At 63.9% G+C, this 23,850-nt stretch carries 21 protein-coding genes; 11 read left to right on the forward strand and 10 right to left on the reverse strand.

Annotation, left to right across the window (positions count from 1 at the left end):
• Positions 1-148 precede the first annotated feature (148 nt).
• A complete protein-coding gene (locus BJ997_RS09685; protein ID WP_183323418.1) occupies positions 149-1,384 on the reverse strand; it encodes an alpha/beta fold hydrolase in 1,236 nt (411 codons plus the stop codon).
• Between the two features lie 65 nt (positions 1,385-1,449).
• Here BJ997_RS09685 and BJ997_RS09690 point away from each other — a divergent pair, with 65 nt between their 5' ends.
• The 4 genes from BJ997_RS09690 (at position 1,450) to BJ997_RS09705 (ending at position 6,820) form a co-directional block, all read left to right on the forward strand.
• Entirely contained in the window at positions 1,450-2,061 is a 612-nt protein-coding gene (locus BJ997_RS09690; protein ID WP_035836726.1) for a DUF3000 domain-containing protein, read from the forward strand.
• 114 nt (positions 2,062-2,175) lie between these two features.
• The gene (locus BJ997_RS09695; protein ID WP_035836727.1) at positions 2,176-3,375 is read left to right on the forward strand and encodes an HRDC domain-containing protein; all 1,200 of its coding nucleotides are present in this window, start codon (positions 2,176-2,178) and stop codon (positions 3,373-3,375) included.
• 77 nt (positions 3,376-3,452) lie between these two features.
• Positions 3,453-4,658, forward strand: a complete 1,206-nt coding sequence (locus tag BJ997_RS09700) for a thiolase family protein (protein ID WP_035836728.1) — start codon at positions 3,453-3,455, stop codon at positions 4,656-4,658.
• Positions 4,655-6,820 carry a 3-hydroxyacyl-CoA dehydrogenase NAD-binding domain-containing protein gene (locus BJ997_RS09705; RefSeq protein WP_035836729.1) on the forward strand — a complete coding sequence of 722 codons (2,166 nt, stop codon included), beginning with the start codon at positions 4,655-4,657 and terminating at the stop codon, positions 6,818-6,820. Before BJ997_RS09700 ends, BJ997_RS09705 begins: the two co-directional genes overlap by 4 nt.
• 369 nt (positions 6,821-7,189) lie before the next feature.
• Here the strand turns inward: BJ997_RS09705 and dxs are convergent, their stop codons facing one another.
• From dxs to dut, 5 genes are all read right to left on the reverse strand, one after another.
• Positions 7,190-9,139 (reverse strand): 1-deoxy-D-xylulose-5-phosphate synthase, encoded by a 1,950-nt coding sequence (gene dxs / locus BJ997_RS09710; RefSeq protein WP_035836730.1) that lies wholly within the window; start codon positions 9,137-9,139, stop codon positions 7,190-7,192.
• 120 nt (positions 9,140-9,259) lie between these two features.
• Complete coding sequence (gene acnA, locus BJ997_RS09715) at positions 9,260-12,079, reverse strand: aconitate hydratase AcnA (RefSeq protein WP_035836731.1); 2,820 nt, start codon at positions 12,077-12,079, stop codon at positions 9,260-9,262.
• Positions 12,080-12,251: 172 nt separating this feature from the next.
• Positions 12,252-13,079 (reverse strand): DUF3159 domain-containing protein, encoded by an 828-nt coding sequence (locus BJ997_RS09720; RefSeq protein ID WP_035836732.1) that lies wholly within the window; start codon positions 13,077-13,079, stop codon positions 12,252-12,254.
• Positions 13,080-13,105: 26 nt separating this feature from the next.
• The gene (locus BJ997_RS09725) at positions 13,106-13,735 is read right to left on the reverse strand and encodes a DUF3710 domain-containing protein (protein WP_035836733.1); all 630 of its coding nucleotides are present in this window, start codon (positions 13,733-13,735) and stop codon (positions 13,106-13,108) included.
• Positions 13,732-14,217: a dUTP diphosphatase gene (dut, locus tag BJ997_RS09730; RefSeq protein ID WP_052542259.1), complete on the reverse strand. Its 486-nt coding sequence runs from the start codon at positions 14,215-14,217 to the stop codon at positions 13,732-13,734. The genes BJ997_RS09725 and dut overlap by 4 nt, the downstream gene beginning before the upstream one ends.
• Positions 14,218-14,255: 38 nt before the next feature.
• Between dut and BJ997_RS09735 the strand changes: the two genes are divergently transcribed.
• Entirely contained in the window at positions 14,256-14,711 is a 456-nt protein-coding gene (locus BJ997_RS09735) for a DUF3093 domain-containing protein (RefSeq protein WP_035836734.1), read from the forward strand.
• Here BJ997_RS09735 and BJ997_RS09740 read toward each other — a convergent pair.
• On the reverse strand, positions 14,708-15,001 hold the full coding sequence (locus tag BJ997_RS09740) for a DUF4193 domain-containing protein (RefSeq protein WP_035836756.1): 294 nt from the start codon (positions 14,999-15,001) through the stop codon (positions 14,708-14,710). The two genes, BJ997_RS09735 and BJ997_RS09740, sit on opposite strands and share 4 nt — an antisense overlap.
• Positions 15,002-15,198: 197 nt before the next feature.
• On the opposite strand from BJ997_RS09740, the gene sepH reads away from it, so the two are divergent.
• From sepH to BJ997_RS09760, 4 genes are all read left to right on the forward strand, one after another.
• The gene (gene sepH, locus BJ997_RS09745) at positions 15,199-16,404 is read left to right on the forward strand and encodes a septation protein SepH (protein ID WP_035836736.1); all 1,206 of its coding nucleotides are present in this window, start codon (positions 15,199-15,201) and stop codon (positions 16,402-16,404) included.
• A gap of 233 nt (positions 16,405-16,637) precedes the next feature.
• Entirely contained in the window at positions 16,638-17,024 is a 387-nt protein-coding gene (locus BJ997_RS09750) for a hypothetical protein (RefSeq protein ID WP_183323420.1), read from the forward strand.
• Positions 17,025-17,038: 14 nt separating this feature from the next.
• Positions 17,039-18,223: a winged helix DNA-binding domain-containing protein gene (locus tag BJ997_RS09755; protein WP_052542260.1), complete on the forward strand. Its 1,185-nt coding sequence runs from the start codon at positions 17,039-17,041 to the stop codon at positions 18,221-18,223.
• A 46-nt stretch (positions 18,224-18,269) separates the two neighbouring features.
• The gene (locus BJ997_RS09760) at positions 18,270-19,307 is read left to right on the forward strand and encodes an FUSC family protein (protein ID WP_035836737.1); all 1,038 of its coding nucleotides are present in this window, start codon (positions 18,270-18,272) and stop codon (positions 19,305-19,307) included.
• Between the two features lie 7 nt (positions 19,308-19,314).
• On the opposite strand, the gene BJ997_RS09765 is transcribed toward BJ997_RS09760, so the two are convergent.
• The 3 genes from BJ997_RS09765 to BJ997_RS09775 all read right to left on the reverse strand — a co-directional run bounded on the left by BJ997_RS09765 (position 19,315) and on the right by BJ997_RS09775 (position 22,256).
• Positions 19,315-20,076 carry an amino acid ABC transporter ATP-binding protein gene (locus BJ997_RS09765; RefSeq protein WP_035836738.1) on the reverse strand — a complete coding sequence of 254 codons (762 nt, stop codon included), beginning with the start codon at positions 20,074-20,076 and terminating at the stop codon, positions 19,315-19,317.
• Positions 20,073-21,467 (reverse strand): amino acid ABC transporter substrate-binding protein/permease, encoded by a 1,395-nt coding sequence (locus tag BJ997_RS09770; RefSeq protein ID WP_052542261.1) that lies wholly within the window; start codon positions 21,465-21,467, stop codon positions 20,073-20,075. The genes BJ997_RS09765 and BJ997_RS09770 overlap by 4 nt, the downstream gene beginning before the upstream one ends.
• A 234-nt stretch (positions 21,468-21,701) precedes the next feature.
• Entirely contained in the window at positions 21,702-22,256 is a 555-nt protein-coding gene (locus BJ997_RS09775; RefSeq protein ID WP_035836739.1) for a YceI family protein, read from the reverse strand.
• Between the two features lie 161 nt (positions 22,257-22,417).
• On the opposite strand from BJ997_RS09775, the gene BJ997_RS09780 reads away from it, so the two are divergent.
• Together BJ997_RS09780 and BJ997_RS09785 are read left to right on the forward strand one after the other, a co-directional pair.
• Positions 22,418-23,224: an oxygenase MpaB family protein gene (locus tag BJ997_RS09780; RefSeq protein ID WP_035836760.1), complete on the forward strand. Its 807-nt coding sequence runs from the start codon at positions 22,418-22,420 to the stop codon at positions 23,222-23,224.
• A gap of 30 nt (positions 23,225-23,254) precedes the next feature.
• Positions 23,255-23,749, forward strand: a complete 495-nt coding sequence (locus BJ997_RS09785) for an Lrp/AsnC family transcriptional regulator (RefSeq protein ID WP_035836741.1) — start codon at positions 23,255-23,257, stop codon at positions 23,747-23,749.
• Positions 23,750-23,850: the final 101 nt, after the last annotated feature.

Consider the following 23,850-nt stretch of genomic DNA (forward strand, 5'->3'; position numbering starts at 1 on the left):
CGCGACCGTGGCCCTCTTTTCAATCGGCACAACCACAATCCCTGCGCCACAGGCCTTGATTGCCAGGCCAGCACCGCCCAACCCATCCCGAGGCTTGGACCCGTATTTCGCGGCACCAACCGTAAATAGGCGTTACTGACTCACGCTCCTAGTCGGCTGCCCCTGGGCTGGCCGGACTCCGCAGCGAGAGCTTGGCCAGCCAGGTGGCGATCGCCGCGTTCCACCGATCGCGGTCATAATTCCACAGTTTCGTGTGCCTCGCCACGCCGAATGGTACGAACGTCACGATGTCGGTGCGGCTCGTGGCGAGGGCGCGCGATCCGGTCACCGGCACGAAGCCGTCGTCGTTGCTGTGCAGGAGCAACATGGGAAGTTCGAGCTCATCCGCCCGGGCCACGAAGTCGAGCCGGCGAAAGTCGATGGGGAACGCCTGACCCGTAATGAGTCCGCCCCAGCGTCCGCCCATCACACGCATCGACAACCGGGCGATCACGGCAGGAAGCCCCATCGCCACGCCCTGGAATGCCACGACATCGGCCCAGTCGATCACCGGTGATTCGAGCACGACCCCGCGCAACAGGCCACGGTGACGGCTGCGGGTGGCGGCTTGCAGTGCAATCGCTCCGCCCATCGACCACCCCATCAGAACCACCTGGCGCGCACCGCGACCCGCGGCAAAATCTATCGCCGCGTCCACGTCGAACCACTCAGTGTCACCGAGCGAATACCGTCCGTCCCCACTCTGGGGTGCCTCTGTGTCGTTCCGATAGGAGATGAGGAGAGAGTTGTACCCAGCTTCGCGAAAGACCGGAACAGCCCGCAGCGCCTCCGGCCGGGTCACGGCTCTGCCGTGCACCTGGATGACCCAGCGATCGCTGTGCTCCTCGGCCGGGATCAACCACGCCGGGGCCAGGGCCGAGACGACCGCACGAGAAGGAAGGTCCAGGGGAATCGTGACGTTTTCGAACGGGAAGCCGAGATCCTGGGGGCTGAGGTACAGCCATCCGCTCAATCGCCCCTTCACCCGGGGTGCCAGCGCCCCGTAATCAACACTGAGGATGCGCCTCGTAACTCCAGCGCCGTCTCGTGCCAGAAGCTGGCCGAGACGGGCATGCCCCGTATCTCCGGTGAAGAAGAAACTGTATTCACCGGGCAGTACCGAATCGGCATTCGCCTCAAGCGTGATCGTGCCAGCCGTCTCATCGACCGCCAGCACTGTCGTGTCGTCCTCACGTTTTCTCGGCGGCGTCACCACGGTCCGAGCCATCACGCCGGCTATGACAGCCCCGGCCGTTGCGGTGGCAATGCCCACAGCACTGGCAGCGATGCCCGCCATCGCCACACCGCGGAGAACACCGCTTCCGGACCCACTTTTGTCGCTCACGCACACCTCCGGCTCGTTCGGCGTGCCTCGCAGACAACACCCAGAAAAAACTCTAGTCTGCAGACGTGCCCGAAACTGAGGAATCGCTCCCGCCCGAGTTCGCAGCTGCCCTGCAGGCGATCCGTCGCGCCACGAGCCGAGCCGAACTCCTCGTCACCGAGATACCGGCTCCCGGACGACTGGCGCCGTATTCCATTGCGCTGTCCGCTGATATCAAACCGGTGCGCCACGGCAGCGACTCGGATCAAGGCACCGGCCGCTTCATTCTGCTCTACGACCCCGACGAGCCGGAGGGGTGGAACGGTCGCTTCCGGGTGGTGTGTTTCGCGCAGGCGCCGCTCGAGACCGAGATCGGCCTCGATCCGTTTCTCGCCGAGGTCACCTGGGCCTGGCTCGTGGACGCCCTGAGCACGCGGGGCGCCCGGTATACGGCAGCATCCGGCACGGCCACCAAAATCATCTCGTCGGGTTTCGGAGAACTCGCCCACCAGGGTGACGGCGCGCAGATCGAGCTCCGTGCCTCGTGGACGCCACTGGATCACAACCTGACCGCGCATGTGGAAGGGTGGGGCGAATTGCTCTGCATGATTGCGGGCCTCCCGCCCATGGGAGAAGGAGTGAGCACGCTCTCCACTCGCCGCGCCGCAGCCCGGCGAGCCGCCCGTGATGGAGGCTGATCATTCCAGCAGCAGACCAGGAATCACACCAGATCATGAATCACGCGAGACAATGATTCTCGCGAGACAATGAATACAGCACGCTCAAGGGTTGAGCACAGCGAGAAGCAGGGTATGAACTCGACACACAGCGTTATCGACACTCGAGAGGCCTACCTGGCCGCCACTGCTGACTTGGCAGCCGGGAACGGCCCCTTGGGGGTGGATGCGGAACGAGCGTCCGGTTTCACCTACTCACAACGTGCCTATTTGATTCAGATCTTTCGGCGCGGGGCTGGAACCTTTCTCTTCGACCCGCCCATGATCGGCGACTTCAGCGAACTCAACGCAGCCCTCGCCGACGAGGAGTGGATCCTGCATGCGGCCAGCCAGGACCTGGCCTGCCTCCGGGAGGTCGGCCTCAATCCCGGCCGCATTTTCGACACCGAACTCGCCGCCCGGCTGCTGGGCCTACCGCGGGTAGGCCTCGGCACCGTCGTCGAGGAGCTTCTGGGTATCCATCTCGCAAAGGAACACTCGGCCGCGAACTGGTCGACCCGTCCGCTCCCCGAATCCTGGCTCGTCTACGCGGCGCTGGACGTGGAACTACTCCCCGACCTGCGCGACCAGATGGTCGACTTGCTGGTGGAATCCGATAAGACGGACCTCGCAGCTCAGGAATTCCTGGCCGTTCTTGAGAAACCGGCCGCCGCGGCACGCGTCGATCCCTGGCGCCGCCTGTCGGGCATCCATTCCCTTCGTGGCCAGCGCAACCTGACGGCGGCGCGCGAACTTTGGATCGCCCGCGACGACCTCGCCCGAGAGTCCGATGTCTCACCCGGCCGGCTCGTGCCCGACGCCTCCATCATCGCAGCGGCCCGTGTGCTGCCGACGACCCGGCAGGCGCTGTCTGCCCTCCGGGAGTTCACGGGCCGCGCGAGCCGCAACGAGCTGGACCGCTGGTGGGCGGCCATCCAGGCCGCACAGACCAGCACCGATATGCCGCAATCCAAACCGCACACCGACACATTGCCCCCACCCCGGGCCTGGGCCGAACGCAACCCCGAAGCGGACACACGTTTCCGTGCAGCCCGCGCCGCCCTCACCGCGTTGACCGAAGAACGGTCCATTCCCCTCGAGAATCTGCTCACCCCGGACTACCTCCGGCGTGTGTGCTGGGCGCCGCCGATTCCCGCCGACGCGGCCTCCGTTGGTGAGGCCCTCGAGTCCCTCGGGGCACGTCCGTGGCAGATTGACGCGACTGCACAATTAATTGCAGATGCTTTTGTAGAAGTGCTACAAGTCGAGGACGAGGCAGAGGAATCCGAGTCGTAGGAACAATCAAACGATTCCGCTCTTAAATACTGCCCCTCTAGGATCGGTGGAGACCTGATCTGAATGATGGAGGCATTGTGGCCGAGAGAGCAGAAGTCGTCTTTGTGGATGGGGTTCGCACCCCGTTCGGACGCGCTGGCGAAAAAGGAATGTACTGGAACACCCGGGCCGATGACCTGGTGGTGAAAGCGATAATCGGTTTGATGGAACGCAATCCGGGAGTCCCAGGCGAGCGAGTGGACGATGTGGCCATAGCCGCGACTACCCAGACGGGTGACCAAGGCCTGACGCTCGGGCGCACGGCAGCGCTCCTCGCGGGCCTGCCGAAGTCTGTCCCCGGCTTCGCGATCGACCGAATGTGTGCCGGCGCCATGACGGCGGTGACCATGATGGGCGCGTCCATCGGCTTCGGTGCGTACGACCTCGCCATCGCCGGCGGAGTCGAACACATGGGGCGTCACCCCATGGGCTCCGGCGTTGACCCGAACCCCCGCTTCATGTCAGAGCGGCTCGTGGGAGAGGACGCCCTCATTATGGGCGCCACCGCGGAGCGTATCCACGACCGCTTTCCCGCGTACACGAAGGAACGGTCAGACCGCTACGCCCTGCGCAGTCAGCAGAAGGTGGCAGCGGCCTATGCGGCTGGCAACATCCAGGCCGACCTCATCCCGGTGGCCACCCGCAGTGATTCCGGCTGGGGCCTGGCCACCCAGGACGAGGCTCCGCGACCCGAAACGACCCTGGAAGGCCTCGCGGCCCTGCGCACCCCGTTTCGCGCCCACGGACGCATCACGGCCGGCAACGCGTCAGGGCTCAACGATGGCGCGTCCGCCTGCATCCTCGCCAGCGGCCAGACGGCCAAGGAACTCGGGCTCGGCGTCAAGATGACCATGGTGAGCTTCGCGTTCGCCGGGGTCGAGCCGGAGGTGATGGGCCTCGGCCCGGTTCCATCCACCGAAAAGGCTCTACGCAAGGCGGGACTCAGCATCACCGACATCGGCCTCTTCGAACTCAACGAGGCCTTTGCCGTTCAGGTGATCTCATTCCTCGACCACTTCGGCATCGACGATGACGACACCCGGGTGAACGAGTACGGTGGCGCGATCGCCATCGGGCATCCGCTCGCCTCGTCCGGCGTGCGTCTGATGAACCAACTCGCGCGTCAGTTCGAATCCCACCCTGAAGTTCGGTACGGCCTCACGTCCATGTGCATCGGCCTGGGACAGGGCGGAACCGTCATCTGGGAGAACCCGCACTTCAACACGAAGGGAGCGTCGCGATGACCAACTACAACACCCTCGATTTCTCACCCCTGCTCGACATCTCCGCCGACGAGGTCGTGACGCACTCTCTCGTGCGCGACGTGCCGCTCAGCGGTGGTCGGGTTCTCGCACTCGTCACCCTCGACAATGGGCGCGACCATACCCGTCCGAACACACTCGGCGCGATCTCACTGCTGGAATTCGCGACGACGATGGACGCGCTGAAGGCCCGAGCCGAGCGCGGTGAGATTCACGGCGTCGCCGTGACCGGGAAGCCGTTCATCCTGGCCGCCGGCGCCGACCTCAGCAAGGTGGCGGAGATCCCCTCCCTCGCCGTAGGCAAACTCCTCACCCAGCTGGGACACCATGCCTTCGGCAAACAGGCCGACCTCGGTGTTCCATCGTTTGTTTTCATCAACGGCCTGGCGCTCGGCGGCGGACTCGAAGTCGGACTGAACGCGACCTATCGCACGGTTGACGCGACGGTCCCCGCTATCGCTCTGCCCGAGGTCTTCCTCGGCCTGATCCCAGGATGGGGCGGATCGTATCTGCTGCCGAACCTGATCGGCATCGAGAATGCCCTCAAGGTCGTCATCGAGAACCCGCTGAAGAACAATCGCACCCTCACCGGAGCGGATGCCCTCAAGCTGGGCATCGCGGACGTCATGTTCCCGTCCGCGCGCTTCCTCGAGAAGTCCATCGCCTGGGCCGACGACGTCATCGCCGGCAGGGTCAAGGTCTCCCGTCCCAACGAGCCCGGCAAAATCGAACGCATCGTCAAGTGGGACGTTGCAGTCGGCATCGCCCGCAAGATGCTCGAGGGCCGAATTGGCACGGTCGCCCGTTCCCCCTACGTCGCGCTCGACTTGCTCCGGGCGGCGAAATCCGGAACACGCGACGAGGGCTTCGAACGGGAGGACGAGGCACTGGCCGAACTCATCTCGGGTGACCAGCTGCAGGCGAGCATTTATGCCTTCAACCTCGTGCAGAAGCGCGCCAAACGACCCGCCGGCGCTCCCGACAAGGGGCTCGCCCGTCCCATCACCAAGGTCGGTGTGATCGGCGCCGGCCTGATGGCCAGCCAGTTCGCCCTGTTGTTCGTGCGGCGACTCCGCGTGCCCGTTGTCATCACCGACCTCGACCAGGCCCGGGTCGACAAGGGCGTCGCGTACATCCACGGCGAGATCGCGCAGTTGGAAGGCAAGAAGCGCATCTCGCCCGACGAGGCCAACCGCTTGCGCCACCTCGTGACCGGCACGACCGACAAGGCCGACTTTGCGGACGCTGACTGGGTGATCGAAGCTGTTTTCGAGGAGCTCGGGGTCAAGCAGGATGTCTTCGCCGAGATCGAGAAGTACGTGTCTTCCGAGGCCGTGCTGGCCACGAACACGTCCTCGCTGTCCGTGGAACAGATCGGATCGAAGCTCGCTCACCCCGAGCGGCTTGTGGGCTTCCACTTCTTCAATCCGGTGGCCGTGATGCCGTTGATCGAAGTTGTGAACACGCCGTCGACCAATGCGAGCACCCTCTCCACTGCCATGGTCGTTGCCGGAAAGCTGCGCAAGAACGCCGTAATCACCCGCGACACCCCCGGGTTCGTGGTGAACCGGGTACTGGCGAAACTGCTCGGCGAGACCATGCACGCTGTAGATACCGGAACTCCTTTCGCGGTCGTGAACGGGGCTCTGGCCCCGTTCGGCCTGCCGATGAGCCCGTTCGAGCTCCTTGAGCTCGTGGGGCTCAAGGTGGGCGCACACGTGCTCGACACGCACCACGCCGCGTTCCCGGACCGCTTCTTCGAGAGCCAGAACCTGCACCGCCTGGCGGAGCACGGCAAGATCCTCGAACGTGACTCAAAGGGGAATGTCACCGGGTTCGACAAGGGCGCCGTCAAGATCGTTGCCGGAGGAACCACTCCGATGACCGCGGAGCAGATTCTCCGCCGCGTCGAGGACGGCCTCGCCGATGAAATCAAGCGGATGCTCGATGACGACGTGGTTCATGCCGCCGAAGACATCGACCTCTGTATGATCCTCGGCGCAGGCTGGCCCTTCCAGATGGGTGGAGCGACGCCGTACCTCGACCGGGTCGGCGCGAGCGAACGCGTCTTCGGGGCAACGTTCCACACTCCCGAGATCCGCGGCGTCGGGTCTAGCGTGGCCGCTTCGAACGTCGTCGGCTAGCGCCGCAACGGAATGGGGCCGTTCCGGACCGCTGCCCAGGGGCAGGGGTCCGGAGCGGCCCTTTTCTGTGACTGAACACGAGTCAGCAGGGATACCAAACGAGCGTGCCTCAGAGCACGAGCGTGCCGATGATCAGGACTCCCGCCACGGCCGCGAATACCGCGGCGAGGGCCAGAGAGCGGTTGATTCGTCGGCGGCTCACCGTCCCCTTGCGAAATCCTGCTCGGGACACCCGTTCGAGATTGGGAAAAAGCGCCGGTGACGGCGGGTCCTGTGGCGCCGGGCCTATCGGGTCGGTTGCAGTCGGCGTCGGCCGTCCATCATCCTTGCTGTTCTCCATGACTCAGGCTACCAACCCGGCCCGGAGCGCTACTCGCGGCGGGTCACCGAAATCGACCCGGTGTCGGTGTGATCGGCCGGCAGCGGACGGGCGTGCGGTATCTTGCTACCGAGAACCATGGCCACCACGTCTCGGGCGATGTGCTGGGGAGTGAGCCCAGCGGCCTCGAGAATCTCACCACGCGAGGCATGATCGATGAACTCGTCCGGAAGGCCCAGTTCGGTCACCGCCGTGTCGACACCGGCCGCACGCAGGTCCTGCCGAATCCTCGTGCCGATTCCACCGACCCGAATACCGTCTTCGATGGTGACAACGAGTCGATGGCCGCGCGCCAACTCGATGATGCTCGTGGGCACGGGCACGACCCAGCGGGGGTCGACAACGGTCGCCCCAATACCCTGGGCGGCGAGCCGATCGGCCACGTCGAGCCCCGTCGCGGCCATCGGCCCCACCGTCACGATGAGCACGTCCTGCTGGGTGGCCTCCTGCAGAATGTCTACGCCGTCCGCGAGCCGGCGAATCGGCTCGAATTCCACGCCGACGCTGCCCTTCGGATACCGCAGCACCGTGGGGCCATCCTCAACGAGCACGGCCTCCCCCAGCTCCTCGCGCAGTCGGATCGAGTCGCGGGGTGCGGCGAGGCGGATATTAGGAACGACCTGCAGAATCGCGAGATCCCACATGCCGTGGTGGCTCGGCCCGTCCGGTCCAGTCACGCCCGCGCGGTCGAGAACGAAGGTGACGCCCGCCTTGTGAAGGGCCACGTCCATCAGCACCTGGTCGAAGGCGCGGTTGATGAACGTGGCATAGAGGGCGACCACGGGGTGCAGGCCGCCAAAGGCCAGGCCGGCAGCGGATGTCACGGCGTGCTGCTCAGCGATCCCCACGTCATGCACCCGGTCGGGAAAACGCTCTGCCATCTTGTGCAGCCCGGTTGGCCGCAGCATCGCGGCCGTGATGCCCACCAAACGCTCGTTGTGCGTAGCGAGTTCAAGGAGCTCGTCGGCAAAGACCGAGGTCCAGGACGCCGCGCCCGGCTCGGCGAGGGACTCCCCGGTCTCCGGGTCGATCTGGCCGACGGCGTGAAACTGGTCGGCGACGTCCTGCACGGCGGGGTCGTAGCCCTTGCCCTTCTGCGTGATGGCATGAACGATGACGGGCGCGCCGTAATTCTTGGCCTGCGTCAGTGCCTCCCGCATGGCCTCCACATCGTGTCCGTCCACCGGTCCGATGTACTTGATGTCGAGGTTGGAGTAGAGCGCCTCGTTGTTCGTGACCTTGCTCAGGAAGCCATGCAGACCGCCGCGCACGCCACGGTAAACCGCGCGTCCAGGGGCACCGAGCTTGTCAAACACCTGGCGGCTGGCGTTGTAGGCGTCACGGTAGCTGGCCCTCGTGCGCACGGTGTTGAGGAAGCGGGCCATGCCGCCGATCGTCGGGGCGTAGGAACGACCGTTGTCGTTGACGACGATGATGAGTCGCCGCGTATTGTCATCGCTGATGTTGTTGAGCGCTTCCCAGGTCATACCACCCGTCAACGCGCCGTCACCCACCACGGCGACGACGTGGCGGTCGGTCTGGCCCGTCATCTCGAAGGCGCGGGAAATGCCGTCCGCCCAGGACAGCGAGCTCGATGCGTGCGAGCTCTCCACGATGTCGTGCACCGATTCGGAGCGCTGGGGATACCCGGCGATCCCTGCTGACAGTCGGAGCTTACTGAAGTCCTGGCGGCCCGTCAGGAGCTTGTGAACGTACGACTGGTGTCCGGTGTCGAAGACGATGGCATCCGCTGGGGAATTGAAGACTCGGTGGATGGCGATAGTCAGCTCGACAACTCCGAGGTTCGGACCGAGGTGGCCGCCCGTCTTCGACACCTCACGCACGAGGAAGTCACGGATCTCACCGGCCAGCTGCACGAGCTGGCTTCGAGAGAGTCCATCAAGGTCGCGAGGACCGGAAATCGTCTCCAGCAGAGTCATCCACTACACCTTTCGTCGTCGCGACATGCTCGCGATGTGCCTGGGGCCACACAAAGACAGGCGGCGCGCAGACTCGAATGAATTGAGTCTACGCGCCGCCCGAGGGGTGATGATTTGGTGCTATGCAACCAACGAGCGGAGCACGTACTGCAGAATTCCACCGTTGCGGTAATAGTCGGCCTCGCCCGGCGTGTCAATGCGCACGATGGCATCGAACTCGATGGTTGCCTTGCCTGCGGCCGAGTTCTCACTCGGAGTCGCCGTCACACGAACCGTCTTCGGTGTCGTGCCGTTGTTGAGCTCGTCAATCCCCGCAATGGACACAACCTCTGTGCCGTCGAGGCCCAGCGACGCCCAGCTCTCGCCAGCCGGGAACTGCAGCGGGACGACGCCCATACCGATGAGGTTCGAGCGGTGGATACGCTCAAAGCTCTCGGTGATGACAGCCTTGACGCCGAGGAGGCTCGTGCCCTTGGCCGCCCAGTCACGGGACGATCCGGAACCGTACTCCTTGCCACCGAAGATCACCAACGGCGTTCCGGCCGCGTGGTAGTTCTGCGCGGCGTCGTAGATGAACGCCTGCGGGCCGTCGGCCTGCGTGAAGTCGCGGGTGTAGCCGCCCTCCACGTTGTCGAGCAGCTGGTTACGCAGGCGGATGTTCGCGAAGGTTCCGCGGATCATGATCTCGTGGTTTCCACGACGCGAGCCGTAGGAGTTGAAGTCACCACGTGCCACACCGTGCTCGACCAGGTAGGCACCGGCCGGGCTGTCGGCCTTGATGTTACCGGCAGGGCTGATGTGGTCGGTCGTGACGGAGTCGCCGAGCTTGGCGAGAACGCGAGCTCCCACGATGTTGGTGACCGGGGTCGTCTCGAGCGTCATGCCGTCGAAGTACGGGGGCTTCCGCACATAGGTCGACTCGGTATCCCATTCGAACACCTCACTGTCCGGTGTCGGTAGCGCGCGCCAGCGCTCGTCGCCGGCGAAGACCTCTCCGTATTCCTTGGTGAACATGGCGGTGTCGATCGAGCTGTCGATCGTCGCCTGAACCTCGGCGGTGTCGGGCCAGATGTCCTTGAGGAACACGTCCTTGCCGTCGGTTCCTGTGCCCAAGGCGTCCTTTTCGAAGTCGAAGTTCATCGATCCGGCGAGGGCGTAGGCGATCACGAGCGGCGGGCTCGCGAGGTAGTTCATCTTGACGTCGGGGCTGATGCGACCCTCGAAGTTACGGTTTCCCGAGAGCACAGCGGTGACGGCGAGATCGTTGTCGTTGATCGCGGCTGACACCTCGTCGATCAGCGGACCGGTGTTACCGATGCAGACCGTGCAGCCGTAGCCGACCGTGTAGAAGCCAAGGGCTTCGAGGTCGCCCGTGAGGCCGGCCTTCTCGTAGTAGTCCGTGACGACCTTGGAACCCGGAGCCAGTGTGGTCTTGACCCACGGCTTGGACTTCAGGCCCTTCGCGACGGCGTTGCGGGCGAGGAGGCCCGCGGCGAGCATGACGCTCGGGTTGGACGTGTTGGTGCACGACGTGATTGCCGCGACGGCCACCGCTCCGTGGTCCAGCGTGTAGCTCGCACCATCCTTGGTGGTGATCGGGATGGGGCGTGAAACGGATGCCGGCGCGTGGCTCACGTGCTGGTGCGACACCTGGTGGGCGCTGATCTCGTCCTCGGCGGTGAACCCGATGGGGTCGGACGCCGGAAAAGTACCCTCTATTGCGGCATCCACGCGGGTCAGGTCCTGCGTCGCGTAGTTCTGCAGGTCCAGCTCGAACTGCGACTTCGCGAGGCTGAGCTCGACGCGATCCTGGGGGCGCTTCGGTCCGGCGATCGAGGGAACGACGGTGCCGAGGTCGATCTCGAGGTACTCGCTGAAGACGGGCTCCGTGTCCGCGTCGTGCCAGAGGCCCTGGAGCTTGGCGTACGCCTCGACGAGCGCGACCTGCTCCTCGCTGCGGCCGGTGAGGCGCAGGTAGCCCAGAGTCACATCGTCGATCGGGAACATGGCTGCTGTCGAGCCGAACTCGGGGCTCATGTTGCCGATGGTGGCGCGGTTCGCGAGCGGTACCTGGGCGACGCCCTCCCCGTAGAACTCGACGAACTTGCCGACGACGCCGTGCTTGCGCAGCATCTGCGTGATGGTGAGCACCACGTCGGTAGCCGTGACGCCGCTCGGGATCGAGCCCTTGAGCTTGAATCCGACAACCTTGGGGATGAGCATGGAGACGGGCTGGCCGAGCATGGCAGCCTCGGCTTCGATTCCGCCGACGCCCCAGCCGAGCACGCCCAGGCCGTTGACCATGGTGGTGTGGGAGTCGGTGCCGACGCAGGTGTCTGGGTAGGCCTGAAGCACACCGTTCACCTCGCGGGTCATCGTGACTCGCGCGAGGTACTCGATGTTGACCTGGTGCACGATTCCGGTTCCCGGCGGAACAACCTTGAAGTCGTCGAATGCGGTCTGGCCCCAGCGGAGGAACTGGTAGCGCTCGCTGTTGCGCTCGTACTCGATCTCGACGTTGCGCTCGAGGGCGTTGTCGCTGCCGAAGAGGTCCGCGATGACGGAGTGGTCGATGACGAGTTCAGCGGGCGCGAGCGGGTTGATCTTGTTCGGGTCGCCGCCGAGTTCCGCGACTGCCTCGCGCATGGTGGCGAGGTCGACGATGCAGGGCACGCCGGTGAAGTCCTGCATGATGACGCGGCCGGGGGTGAACTGAATCTCCGTGTTCGGCTCGCTCGTGGGCTCCCATTCGCCGAGTGCGCGGATGTGCGCCTCGGTGATGTTGGCGCCGTCTTCGGTGCGGAGAAGATTCTCCAAAAGCACCTTCAGGCTGTATGGCAGCTTCTCGTAGCCAGCGACCTTGTCAACGCGAAAGACTTCATAGTCCGTCGAACCGACGCGCAGGGTGTCTTTTGCTCCAAAACTGTTTACCGCAGTCACGATGCCCTCTCCTTCGTGGGAGCCGACGGGGTACCGACGGCAATCCTCAATCCTTGTGGCCGGACACACCATCGTGCCAGCAAGGTAAGCCTAACCAGCGCGTGCCGGGGCCAACCCGTTCCATCAAGAAAGTATCTTGATGTCGAGATAACTCTAGCAGGACAGAGACCCGTTAGACGGCCGTGTCAGCTTTGCGATACACCGATCGCACCATGAGCCAGGAAACGACCAACAGGGGCGCATACAGCGGCAGGCCCATGAGAAGTTTCGTGGTGGCCAGCAACTCAACGTTGTCGGCAAGATAGAGCGGAAGCTGCACGGCCAGACGAGCCAGAAACAGGCCCGTCCAGCACAGGGTGAGGATTGTCAGCACCCGACGTTTGGAAGGGTTCGCACGCCAGGCGATGCCGTCACCCATCAGAAAACCGACCGCAAGCCCCACAAGAGGCCACCCCACGAGCACTGAAATGAGCAGCGCAGCCCCGTACCCGGCGTTGGTATAAAGCCCCACCAGGAAGAAGTCGGACGCGCGGCCAGAGAATAGGGCGAGCGCCACGCTGATGCCTGTGCCGACGAGTCCGCCGATGGCCGGCGTCATGGTCTGCTTAGTGACGGCCCGCAGGGCCACGAAAATGAGCCCGAGCACGAGGGGTGCGATCAGGGCGGGAAGCAAGGTGCGAATCGGATCAGGTGACGCGTCGGCCGACGGATCGATCGTGAGCGTATAGGTAACCAGAAAGACCAGTCCGGGCAGCACCGCCTCAAAGAGACCCCGGACGCCGCCCATCGCGACCATCAGGGCTCGACCGCTGATCGGCTCCCCCTCTGCCGCCGAACTGAAGCCGGCTCGCCGCGCGGCCGCCGCCATGCCGTCGGCGAGAACACCCGATACCGAGGGCTGCGCGCCCTGCCCGTCAACATGCCCCGGCTGGTCAGGAACCGCAGCGGCAGAACCGGGAACGTCGGAATCGGGCGTGGCCGGATCGGGTTTCTGCGTCATGGGAATAGCCCTGTTCTGGGGGTCGGCTAGACGTCGACCGGAGCGGTCGCCCCGGAGGGTGTCGACGGCATACGAAGGGGAATCAGGTCGCGCGGGGGCATCGGAGTGGAGCCACGAACCACGACAATACTGCGGAACAGGTCCTCGACCTGCGCCGCGGCTTCCGGATCGATGGCACCCTCGCCGGCAATTACGCCGCGCAGGAACCATCGAGGGCCGTCGACGCCGATGAAACGTGCGAGTCGGCTGCTTCCGGCGGCGTCCTGTCCGGCCGCGACTGGAATCTCCGCGACAAGCTCCGGACCGAAAGGTCCTTCACGTGGCGTCGTCGTGCCCCCCTGTTTGCCGATCTGATCGGCGATCTGGTCACGAATTTCGTGCCACAGGCCGCTCGAGCGCGGTGCGGCGAACGGCTGCACCTGAAGGGTCGAGCCCGCGAAATCAAGCCCAATGGCGACGACACGCTTGCTGCCCTCTTCGATTTCCAGCCGCAGATGAAGGCCTTCCCGCGGGAGAATCTTGATGCCGCCGAGGTCGACGTACGGTCGCACAGGGTTGGCTTCGGCCTCGTCAAACGGCCCCTCGGTTTCGCGGTCTTCCGGCGCTGACTTGTCCTGGGGTTCCGGAAACTCGTCCGGGTTCACGATGTCGCTCATCGAGTGACTCCTGTCTGTTTGGATTGTGAGGAGGCCGAGTCCTCGGCGGCCGACAGGCCGGTCGAACCGAATCCTCCCTCGCCGCGCAGGCTGCCGGGCAACCTGTCAACGGGGATGAACGTGGCACGCACAACGGGCATGATGATCAGCTGGGCAATCCTGTCGCCCACGGCCACGCTGAAGGGTGCGATGAGATCAGTGTTGAGCAGAGTGACCTTGATTTCACCGCGATAGCCGGCATCCACCGTTCCCGGCGAATTCACGATCGTAATCCCGTGTCTGGCTGCGAGTCCGCTGCGAGGTACGACGAAGGCCGCAAAGCCGTCCGGGAGGGCGATGCTCACTCCGGTTCCTACGAGCGCCCGAGCCCCCGGTGCCACTATCAGGGCTTCTGCTGAGTGAAGGTCAGCTCCGGCATCACCGGGATGCGCATATTTGGGGAGGACGGATGCAGTGATCAGTACTTCGGTGCTTTGTGCCACGTGTCGAGGGTAGTCCAGAACTCTGATCGAATAGAGACATGCCTCAATACCGAGAAAAACTCTGGGCCTCTCCGTGGTCCTTCATCGTCACCGCACTTGTGATGCCGGCCAGCATCCTGGTGCTGGCCCCGATCTCCATGTTTGCCGGGTTCGTCACGGCGGCGGTGCTCTACGGCGGCTGTGTGACGCTGCTCATCATCGCGTCGCCGGTGGTCAAGGTGGAGGACGGTGTCATCACCGCAGGGCCGGCGACCATTTCCGTGGATCTCGTCGGCCAGGTCGAGCCTTTCAGCGGGCCGGAGGCCAGCCAGGAACGTGGCCCGCGCCTCGACGTGCGCGCGTGGATGCTGATTCGCGGCTGGGTGGACCCACTCGTGAAGATTCCGATCGTGGATGAAACTGACCCCGCACCGTACTGGCTGGTTTCCAGCCGGCACCCACAGAAGCTGGCCGCCGCGATCAATGAATCGCGACGACCTGCTGCAGGTTCTTAGGAGTCGCACTCCAGGCAGACGGTGCCGAGCTTGGTCTCGTGTCCCGCCTGCGAACGGTGCTTCACGAGGAAGCACTCAACACAGGTGAATTCGTCGGCCTGCGGAGGCAGGACGACGACATCGAGGTCCAGGTCGGACAAATCTGCACCTGGGAGGTCGAACCCGCCCGGGTTGTCGGAATCGTCGTTGTCGACGCTTCCCGACATCTTGTCGGGCACGCGTTCTTTGAGGGCCTCAATCGACTCAGAGTCGTCTTCGGTCTTCCGCGGTGCGTCGTAGTCGGTTGCCATGCCCATCCATTTCAGTAACGCCGATAAACGAAATCAGCGGGCACAGTTTGCAACAATCCGGGGGAAATAGCAACTCGCACGCCTCACTTTTCGGTCGGCACTGTCATCAACTTGCGGCACGCCCGGCGTATTCCCCGTAAAAAGCACCAAGACATGCGATTCTTGCAGCTAACGGTAATCGCGAGAGGGCTTGCGCCATGCAGGAATTGAAGGTCATTGGGGTTGAGAACGGTGCGCTGCTTGCAGCGTCAGAAGACGGCGACCGTTTTCGGATCGCCATCGACGAGGTTCTCCAGTCCAAGCTTCGTCAAACCCAGACGGAGGCGTCCACCGCGCCCAAGCTCTCACCCCGCGAGGTGCAGGCGCATATCCGGTCGGGAATGTCAGCGGAAGACGTGGCCGCGGTCACCGGAGCGTCACTGGACTACGTTCGCCGATTCGAGGGGCCCGTTGTGGCTGAACGCGAATACATGGTGTCCTGTGCCCTCAGCGTTCCGGTGCACACGGCAATAGACCCCGACCCTGTAGGTGAAGACGCCAACTTCGGCGGTGTCATCCGTGACCGTCTTGCGTCCCTCGGCGCCTCCAACGAACGCTGGGCCAGCTGGAAAGAGCCAGGCGCAGGCTGGATCATCAAATTGTCGTTCACCGCCGACGAAATCGACCACGACGCCCGTTGGGGCTTCGAACCCAAAAAGAACGCCCTGTCCCCCGTGGGCAACGAGGCGATCGCTCTGTCCCAGCAGGGGGAACTCAAGGGTTCACTCATCCCGCGACTGCGCGCCGTGGGGTCGGAAACAAGCAACTCCGATGTCTCCAGGTTCGACAGCGGGGCATTCACGTTCAAGGAGTCCCTCGCGGACGAGATCCTCAACGACACAGCGCCCATCGACCCCATCCCGTACGCTCGCAATCTAGATTCGCGCACGCTAGATTCACGCACCCTGGATTCACGCAACCTGAGCTCGTCCGAAGCTGTGTCCAAGGCCGCCATCAAGAGGGCGGCTGAACCGTCCGTGAGCATGAGTGAAACGGCTGATCTGCTTGAGTCCCTTCGCCGTCGACGGGGTGAACGCGAAGCTGCCGCCTCTGACGACGACGGATCGGCACGGTCGGCAGGCTCCAGTGGTCGCCGCCGCATCGAGCCCCCCGGAGAACCGACCGCATCTGACTCACGTTCCGCATCCAGCGCTGGGACCGGCGCTGGGTCGGCGAACGACGATGCGACGCCTCCCCGTCGGGGCGAGACCACCCAGAACATCTGGGCAAGCCAGTCAGCGAATCAGGCGGCAGCAAAGGCGCAGGCTCGCACCACTGGCAATCACGGCAAACGCGGTCGCGCATCCATGCCGAGCTGGGATGAAATAGTCTTCGGAGCACGGACGGACGACGATCTGGCGTAGCTGCACGTCCCTCGGCGCTGTAACCGGAGCGCTGTAACCGGAATCGCCCTAGACCGGCTGGTCACCCCGATGTAGAGTCATCTATAGAACACTTGTCCCCTTTACGATTTCAGTGAGATAGCGATTGCTCCATTGCAGACGGTCATGCGCCACTTAGATATGGGCATCTCACTGAAATCGTAAGGGGGACACTTGTTCTAATATGCTGATCGAGGTGATGGCTGGTGCCCCCGATGAATGAACCTGTCACGGTCTGGACGAGCGAGGCAGGGTCACCGGTGCGCGTAATGTGGCGCTCACGACGCTTTCGAGTCTCCGACACGCCGACCGCACTCGTCGGCACATCGGATTGGTGGAAGCCGTTCGAGCCGTACAGCTACGGGATAGGCCACCCGCCGCTTGATATTGCCGGCTGGCGATTTCAAGCGACGGCAGATGATGGGGAAACCCATGTCTTCGATGTGAGCCAAGACGACAGCATGGGCACAGAGAGCAGCATGGGCACAGACGGCATGGGCACAGACGGCGGAGAGAATCGGGGCGGCAACGCCGATGGCGGCCGTGACCCCGAATCGCGCAGCGCCGGCCGCCTGTGGCGGCTGGTGCGTATCTTCGACTAGAAGGAATCCCGGCCATGCTCACACCCGCATCCCCACACGCATCCACGCCCAAATCCACGCCAGCGGCCGCCACCATATCCGTGGCGGACCTGCGGCGGTGGCGCCTGAACAGCCAAAGCCTCGCTTCCGGAACAGCCGACGTGGTTGCCGGCGGAGTTGCCGGTGCCGTGGCTGCCACCCAACGGCTGCTGGCAGTGCAGGCCCAGGACTATCCCGCCAGCAAGTGGGCATTGGGGGCGCGCTCCCCCGGCACGACGGCCGCCCACGTGGAGGAGGCACTCAACACCGGGCTCATCGTGCGTTCCTGGCCCATGCGGGGTACCCTTCACCTCGTTCCGGCACATGACCTGCACTGGATGTTGCGACTCAGCACCCGACGGCTCGTCATCGGCGCGAAGACCCGCCAAGCACAACTCGGCCTGACAGAGCAGATTCTGGAAGCCGCACGAGCCCTCGCAGTCGATGCGCTGACCGGTGGCCGCGAACTGAGCCGGGCCGATTTTCTGGCGCTCCTCGAGTCCAGGGGAATTGACACCGGGGAACAACGCGGCTACCACCTGATCTGGTTTCTCGCCCAGACCGGGACGCTGTGCTGGGGTCGCCAGGTGGGAACGCAGCAGGTGCTGGTGTTGCTCGACGAATGGGTGCCCGATGCCCGGACACTCGAGGGAGACGAGGCCCTGGGTGAGTTCGCTTTGCGCTACTTCACCGGGCATGGTCCGGCGACCCTGGCGGATTTCGCCGGCTGGTCCCAGCTCACCCTGACCGACGCACGAATCGGTCTTGCCGTTGCTCGACAGGATCTGGTCGAGTTCAGCGTCGACGGGGTCAGCCATTTTCTCCTCGCCCGTTATGACACGGGCACGCGGCCGCGCCAGCGCAGCGCAATCATGCTCCTGCCCGGCTTCGATGAGTACTTCCTGGGTTATCGCGACCGAAGCGCCGTGATCGGACCCGCCGACGAACAGCGGGTGACCCCGGGAAAGAACGGGATCTTCCGCCCACTCGTCGTTTTCGAGGGACGCATCATCGGCACGTGGCGTAAGCGAGCATCCGCTGGCGCGATCCGAGTGACAGCCGAGCTGTTCCGTTCTTTCACCGGCCGGCAGCAGGCGGGCCTGAGGCGATGCGTTCTCGACTACGGTCGCTTTCTGGGCGTCGAGCCGATTCTTGTACCCGCTCCCGCGGCACCGTCCTGACAGGAACTGTCCCGGCGAACGCCGCGGCGGCAGGTTAGCCTAGAGAGTGCGAATTACGACAAACCTGCGGATCTCCCGGCGGCTACCCTTTCTGCAGACCATCAAGACGTCGGTGGCCGTGGCCCTCGCATGGCTCGCGTCCCAGTTGCTCCTGCCGAGCGACTTGCCGATATTCGCGGCCATCGCGGCCCTCCTCGTCGTGCAGCCGAGCGTGAACCAGACTCTGGGCCGGGCAATCGAGCGCACGTCGGGGGTCATCGGCGGGGTGATCATCGCGTCGACCATCGGCTTCTTCCTCGGCCAGTCGAGCTGGGTTGTACTCGCGACCGTCATCGTGAGCATCACGGTCGCGTGGGCCCTGCGGTTGTCTCCGGTGTCGGCGAGCCAGATCCCGATCAGTGCGATGCTCGTGCTCGCACTCGGCGCCACGACACCGGGCTACGCCCTGGATCGCATCTATGAAACGTTCATCGGCGCGGGCATCGCCCTCATCATCAACGCGGTCATCGTGCCGCCCGTTCTGATCAGGCCGGCGAGCGAAGCGGTCGGTCTGCTCGCGCGCGAGGTCGCGGAGACTTTCGACCGAATAGCCCACGCACTGCGCACACCCCAGCGCCCGGCGGACCTGATGGAGCTCATGATCAAAGCGCGCCTGCTTCGACCCATGTTGGAATCCGCCCACAAGGCAATCCTGCAGGCTGAGGAGAGCCTCATGCTCAACCCTCGCAAGGCGAAGCTTCGCAAGGCCCTCGACGCCGACCACGAAATGACCGAACGGCTGCCTACTCTCGTGACCCGCGCCATCGGCATGACGCGAGCCCTGCACGATCACTACGATGTGTCGCTACAGTACGAGCCGAGCGTACAGGCTTTCTCAGAGGAGCTGGCCCGTGCCGCGCACGACCTGCGGCTGTTGGCGCGCGTGGAGGGCGACACCACGGCAGTGCCGGAGGCACCGGCACCTGAGGTGCTCGCCCTGACTGCGCCCCTGCGCATCGTGACCCCGCACCCCGACCACTGGATCCTGATCGGCTCCCTCATGGAAGACCTTCGCCGTGTGCGCGAGGAGATCGTAGGCGATTAGCCGGGACCTACAGCACCTTGGAAAGAAAGTCCTGGGTGCGAACCTGCTGCGGGTTGCCGAATAGCTGCTCGGGGGTTCCTTCCTCCACGATCACGCCGTCGGCCATGAAGATCACACGGTCGGCGACCTCCCGCGCGAAGCCCATCTCATGGGTCACGACAACCATGGTCATGCCTTCACTGGCAAGATCCCGAATCACCTGCAGCACCTCTCCCACCATCTCGGGATCGAGGGCACTCGTGGCCTCATCAAACAGCATGATGTCAGGGTTCACGGCGAGCGACCTGGCGATGGCCACTCGTTGTTTCTGCCCACCCGAGAGCTGCGCGGGGCGCGCCTGGGCCTTGTCGCTGAGTCCGACTCGCTCCAACAGCCGTTCCGCGGTCGCACGAACCTCCTGCCGAGTGCCCTTTCGGAGCTCGACGGGGGCGAGCATGATGTTCTGCAATGCGGTCATGTGCGGAAACAGATTGAAGTGCTGGAAGACCATCCCGATGTGTTGGCGCACCTCGTTCAGGTTCACGTTCTTGTCCGTCAGGTCGTAGCCATCGACGACCACGGTGCCCGCCGTGATCTCGTCAAGTTTGTTGAGACAACGTAGGAAGGTTGACTTACCTGAACCCGAGGGGCCGATGACACAGACCACCTCGCCCTCCGCGATCTCCACGTCGAGTCCCTTGAGTACCTCGTTGGAGCCAAACGACTTGCGCAGGCCGCTCACTCTGATTTTGCTACTGACACTCGCGGGAGTGGTGGCACTGGTGCTCATTTGTTGAACCTCTTGTCGAGCTTGTTGGAGAGCGTGGTGAGAAGGGTGATGACCACGAAGTACAGCGCCGCCACGATCAGCAGCGTTTCACCGGTGCGGAAGTTTGCCGCGTAGATCTGCTGGCCCTGGTACGTGAGTTCGGCAAAGCCGATCACCGCCAAAAGCGAGGTGTCTTTGAGGGTCATCACGAACTGATTGATGAAGGAGGGAGTCATGATTTTCACGGCTTGCGGCAGCACAATGCGACGCATCGTCGTGATGTAGCCGAGGCCGAGGCTGCGCCCGGCTTCGGTCTGGCCGGGATCGACCGATTGGATGCCGCCGCGCACGATTTCGGTCATGTAGGCACCGGCATTGAGGCTCAGGGTGAGCACGCCCGCCGTCAACACATCGATCGACTGGCCCGTGAGCTGTGGCAGCCCGAAGTAGAAGAAGAACGCTTGCACGAGCAGGGGCGTGCCGCGAAAGATGCTCACGTACGTCGTGGCGATGGCCCGCAACACTCTGAAGGGCGACACCTTGAAGAATCCGAAGACAACACCGAGGACAAGAGCAATCAGGATCGAGAGCCCGGTGGCGAGCAGGGTAAGTCCGAGCCCTTTCATCAGGGCCGGCATGCTGTCGCTCAACAGACCGAAGAAACCTGTGGTGGAGGCCGACGCCGGCTGTTCCAAGTAGGTGTCCAGAATTCGCTGGTAATCACCGGTGGACTTGAGTTCGGCCAGCCCCGCATTGAACGCGGCCAGCAGCTCAGCATTCTGCCCCTTGTTGACGGCGAATCCGTACGAGCTGCCCTGTTCCTTCTCCGTCACCGACATCAGGCCGTTGTTCTGGTTGATGCCATAGGCGAGCACTGGGTAGTCGTCAAAGACGGCCACGGAGTTTCCCGCCTTGACGTCGTCGTACATGGTGGCAGAATCTGCCAGCGCCTTCACTGCGAAGCCGTACTGGTCCTTGATCGAGTTCGCGAAGGTCTCACCTTCGCTGCCACGCTTCGCGACGACGGTCTCGCCGCGGAGGTCGTCGTACCCGGTAATCGTGGTGTCACCCTCGGCCACAGCCATCTGCACGCCGGAGTCGAAATACGGGTCAGAGAAATCGAAAATCGCCTGGCGCTCGTCGGTGATCGACATTCCGGCAATGACGCCGTCCACCTGGTTGGACTGCAGCGCCTGCAGTGCGGCATCGAACCCCAGAGACTGGATCTCAACGCTGAAACCCTGCTGAGCGGCGATGTCGCGAATCAGATCCATGTCGATGCCGGTGAGTTCGCCGTCTTCACGGTATTCGAACGGCGCGAAGGTCGTATCCGTGGCGATGACGAAGGTCTGACCCGCCACATCCGCTCGCGGCGCAACGGCTGCCGCCGCACCTCCGACTCCGACAAACATTGCCAGGACGGCCAACAGGGCCGTCAGTCCAACGGCAAGCTTCCTCACCGAGAAAGTGTGGAACGTGTGCACAGTCGAATCGATTCTTTTGATGCGGCACCGGCCCGCAGAATTGCGGCCGGGCAGAAGGAAAAGGGAGTAGACGCCCCCTCCCCGCTCAAAAATCGTACCCCGCGGTGTGGCGGGCGCACAAAAGGGGCCCCGCCGAAGCGGAGCCCCTTGAGGAAACTGAAGTTACGCGTTGAGCGCGGCCTGCAGCTCGAGCGTGATGGTGACCTTGTCGCCGAGCAGCATGCCGCCGGTCTCGAGGGCCGCGTTGTAGGTGAGGCCGAAGTCTTCGCGGTTCACCTCGGTCTTGGCCGTCGCGCCGAACTTGTAGTTGCCGTAGGGGTCTCCGCCGAAGCCACCGAATTCGAGCTCGAAAGTGGCCGGCTTCGTGACGCCCTTGATGGTCAGGTTTCCGTCGACGAGGAACTCGCCCTTGACCTCGCGCAGGCCCGTCGACGCGAAGTCGATGGTCGGGTAGGTCTCGGCGTCGAAGAAGTCGCCGGTGCGCAGGTGGCCGTCGCGGTTTGCTTCGTTGGTGTTGATGGAAACGACCTTGGCGGACGCCGTGACGGTGCTCTCGAGCGGGTTCTCTCCGGTGACGAATGTCGCGTCGAAGTCGTCGAAGGTTCCCTTGACCTTGCTGATCATGATGTGGCGAATGCTGAATGTGACTGCGCTGTGCGCCTTGTCGATGGTCCAGGTGCCGGCCTTGTAGCCGGGGATGGTGATGGTGTCGCTCATGCGTTCTCCTCGAGGTTGTGGGCGCATGATTTGTCGCCCTCGGATACATGCAAGCGCATGGATGGTGCCATTATTCCGAAAAGTCCAAGAATTCATCAAACCGTTCCCTACGATCTCACACCCGACTGGCAATACACTCGGCAGCGAGAGGGGTGTGGCTCGTGAGCATCAACGACATTGCCGGGAACGCGGTCCTGATCGCGGCCGGAGGTCGGAGTATCCTGCTGCAGCTCGCTAATCCCGCCATCGGCCACGGCGTCGCCAATCACAGTGATTTCGCCACTCGGCCCCAGGACCGTCTCAACAACACGCTCAGTTTCGTCTACGCGATAGTTTTCGGCACCCCGGAGGAGGCGGCTGTGGCGACGCGTCGGGTGAATCACGCCCATGTGCCCGTGCATTCTCTCGGCACCGACACAACTCCCGCTTACAACGCGTTCACCCCGCAACTCCAGCTCTGGGTCGCAGCCACCCTGTACGACTCCGCCGTGCTGATGCACGAGCTGGTTTACGGTCCGCTGAGCGATGAGCTGGCAGATGAGTTTTATGACGAGTACCGCAAGCTGGGGGCCGCCCTGCAGGTGCCGGTCGCTCTGTGGCCCCCGACCCGGGCTGCATTCCGCGTGTATTGGAACGACAGCCTGGCTGCCCTGACAACGGATGCCGCCACCCGGGCCGTCGCCCACGAGCTGCTGCACACGCGGAAGGCCCCGCTCTGGATGCGCGCCGGGCTTCCCCTCGGTCGCCTCATGACGGCCGGGCTCCTGCCCGAGAGTGTGCGCGAGCTGTTCGACCTGCCGTGGTCGCCGACACGGCAGGTTCGCTTCGATCGGGTGCTGCGCCTGACGCGCGCGCTGTATCCCGCCCTCCCCCGAGGCATCCGTCACTGGCCCAAAAATCACTACCTGCGTACCCTGCGAGAGTCCATGCGCACCGCGGGCGTCCCTGCACTCGGGCGCGCTCGCTAGACTGGCGCTCTCTCAACACCGAGGTTTTCAATGACGCAACATTCGGCTTCCGACGCCCCCTCCGATCTCGACAGCATCGACCGGCAAATCATTGCCGAGCTCAGCCGCGACGCGCGGCTCTCGATGCGTGCTCTCGCCGTGCAGGTGCACATCTCACGGACCGCTGCCCACACGCGGGTGCACAGGCTCGTGACCCGGGGCGTGATCACGGGTTTCGGTGCCCAAACCGATCGCAAGTCCCTCGGCCTGCACGTGTCAGCACTCGTGGTGGTGAAGATCGGCGATGTGTCCTGGGGCGATATCGCAGCTCGACTCGCGGCGCTCCCCTACGTGGAGAAGGCACAGGCCGTGAGTGGAGACATCGATATCATCCTCACTGTCAACGCGCCGTCGCACGAGCTGCTCAGCCAGGCCATCCTGCGGGATATCCACAGCATGCCCGGTGTGGTTTCAACCAGGTCGCACCTGATCCTCGAAGAAATATCCGGCCATATGCCCGGAACCGTCCCGGACGTTTGGCGATAAAACAGTCGTAATTACTTTCCGTATGGCAGTGCTTCGACGTGCTTTTTGCCAATCGTTCACTTCTGTTCTGACGATGCTTCCCTCGGAGGGAACAGGGCGCA

This window comes from Cryobacterium roopkundense, assembly GCF_014200405.1.
GTDB lineage: Bacteria > Actinomycetota > Actinomycetes > Actinomycetales > Microbacteriaceae > Cryobacterium > Cryobacterium roopkundense.

Bases quoted from the DNA above. Each gene is read 5' to 3' on its own strand.
- BJ997_RS09770 (WP_052542261.1), bottom strand. From the start codon at position 21,467: ATGTTTGTCGGAGTCGGAGGTGCGGCGGCAGCCGTTGCGCCGCGAGCG.
- BJ997_RS09765 (WP_035836738.1), bottom strand. From the start codon at position 20,076: ATGAGCACCAGTGCCACCACTCCCGCGAGTGTCAGTAGCAAAATCAGA.
- BJ997_RS09750 (WP_183323420.1), top strand. From the start codon at position 16,638: ATGAATGAACCTGTCACGGTCTGGACGAGCGAGGCAGGGTCACCGGTG.
- BJ997_RS09725 (WP_035836733.1), bottom strand. From the start codon at position 13,735: ATGAGCGACATCGTGAACCCGGACGAGTTTCCGGAACCCCAGGACAAG.
- BJ997_RS09735 (WP_035836734.1), top strand. From the start codon at position 14,256: ATGCCTCAATACCGAGAAAAACTCTGGGCCTCTCCGTGGTCCTTCATC.
- BJ997_RS09755 (WP_052542260.1), top strand. From the start codon at position 17,039: ATGCTCACACCCGCATCCCCACACGCATCCACGCCCAAATCCACGCCA.
- BJ997_RS09705 (WP_035836729.1), top strand. From the start codon at position 4,655: ATGACCAACTACAACACCCTCGATTTCTCACCCCTGCTCGACATCTCC.
- dxs (WP_035836730.1), bottom strand. From the start codon at position 9,139: ATGACTCTGCTGGAGACGATTTCCGGTCCTCGCGACCTTGATGGACTC.
- BJ997_RS09775 (WP_035836739.1), bottom strand. From the start codon at position 22,256: ATGAGCGACACCATCACCATCCCCGGCTACAAGGCCGGCACCTGGACC.
- sepH (WP_035836736.1), top strand. From the start codon at position 15,199: ATGCAGGAATTGAAGGTCATTGGGGTTGAGAACGGTGCGCTGCTTGCA.
- BJ997_RS09695 (WP_035836727.1), top strand. From the start codon at position 2,176: ATGAACTCGACACACAGCGTTATCGACACTCGAGAGGCCTACCTGGCC.
- BJ997_RS09740 (WP_035836756.1), bottom strand. From the start codon at position 15,001: ATGGCAACCGACTACGACGCACCGCGGAAGACCGAAGACGACTCTGAG.
- BJ997_RS09720 (WP_035836732.1), bottom strand. From the start codon at position 13,079: ATGACGCAGAAACCCGATCCGGCCACGCCCGATTCCGACGTTCCCGGT.
- BJ997_RS09785 (WP_035836741.1), top strand. From the start codon at position 23,255: ATGACGCAACATTCGGCTTCCGACGCCCCCTCCGATCTCGACAGCATC.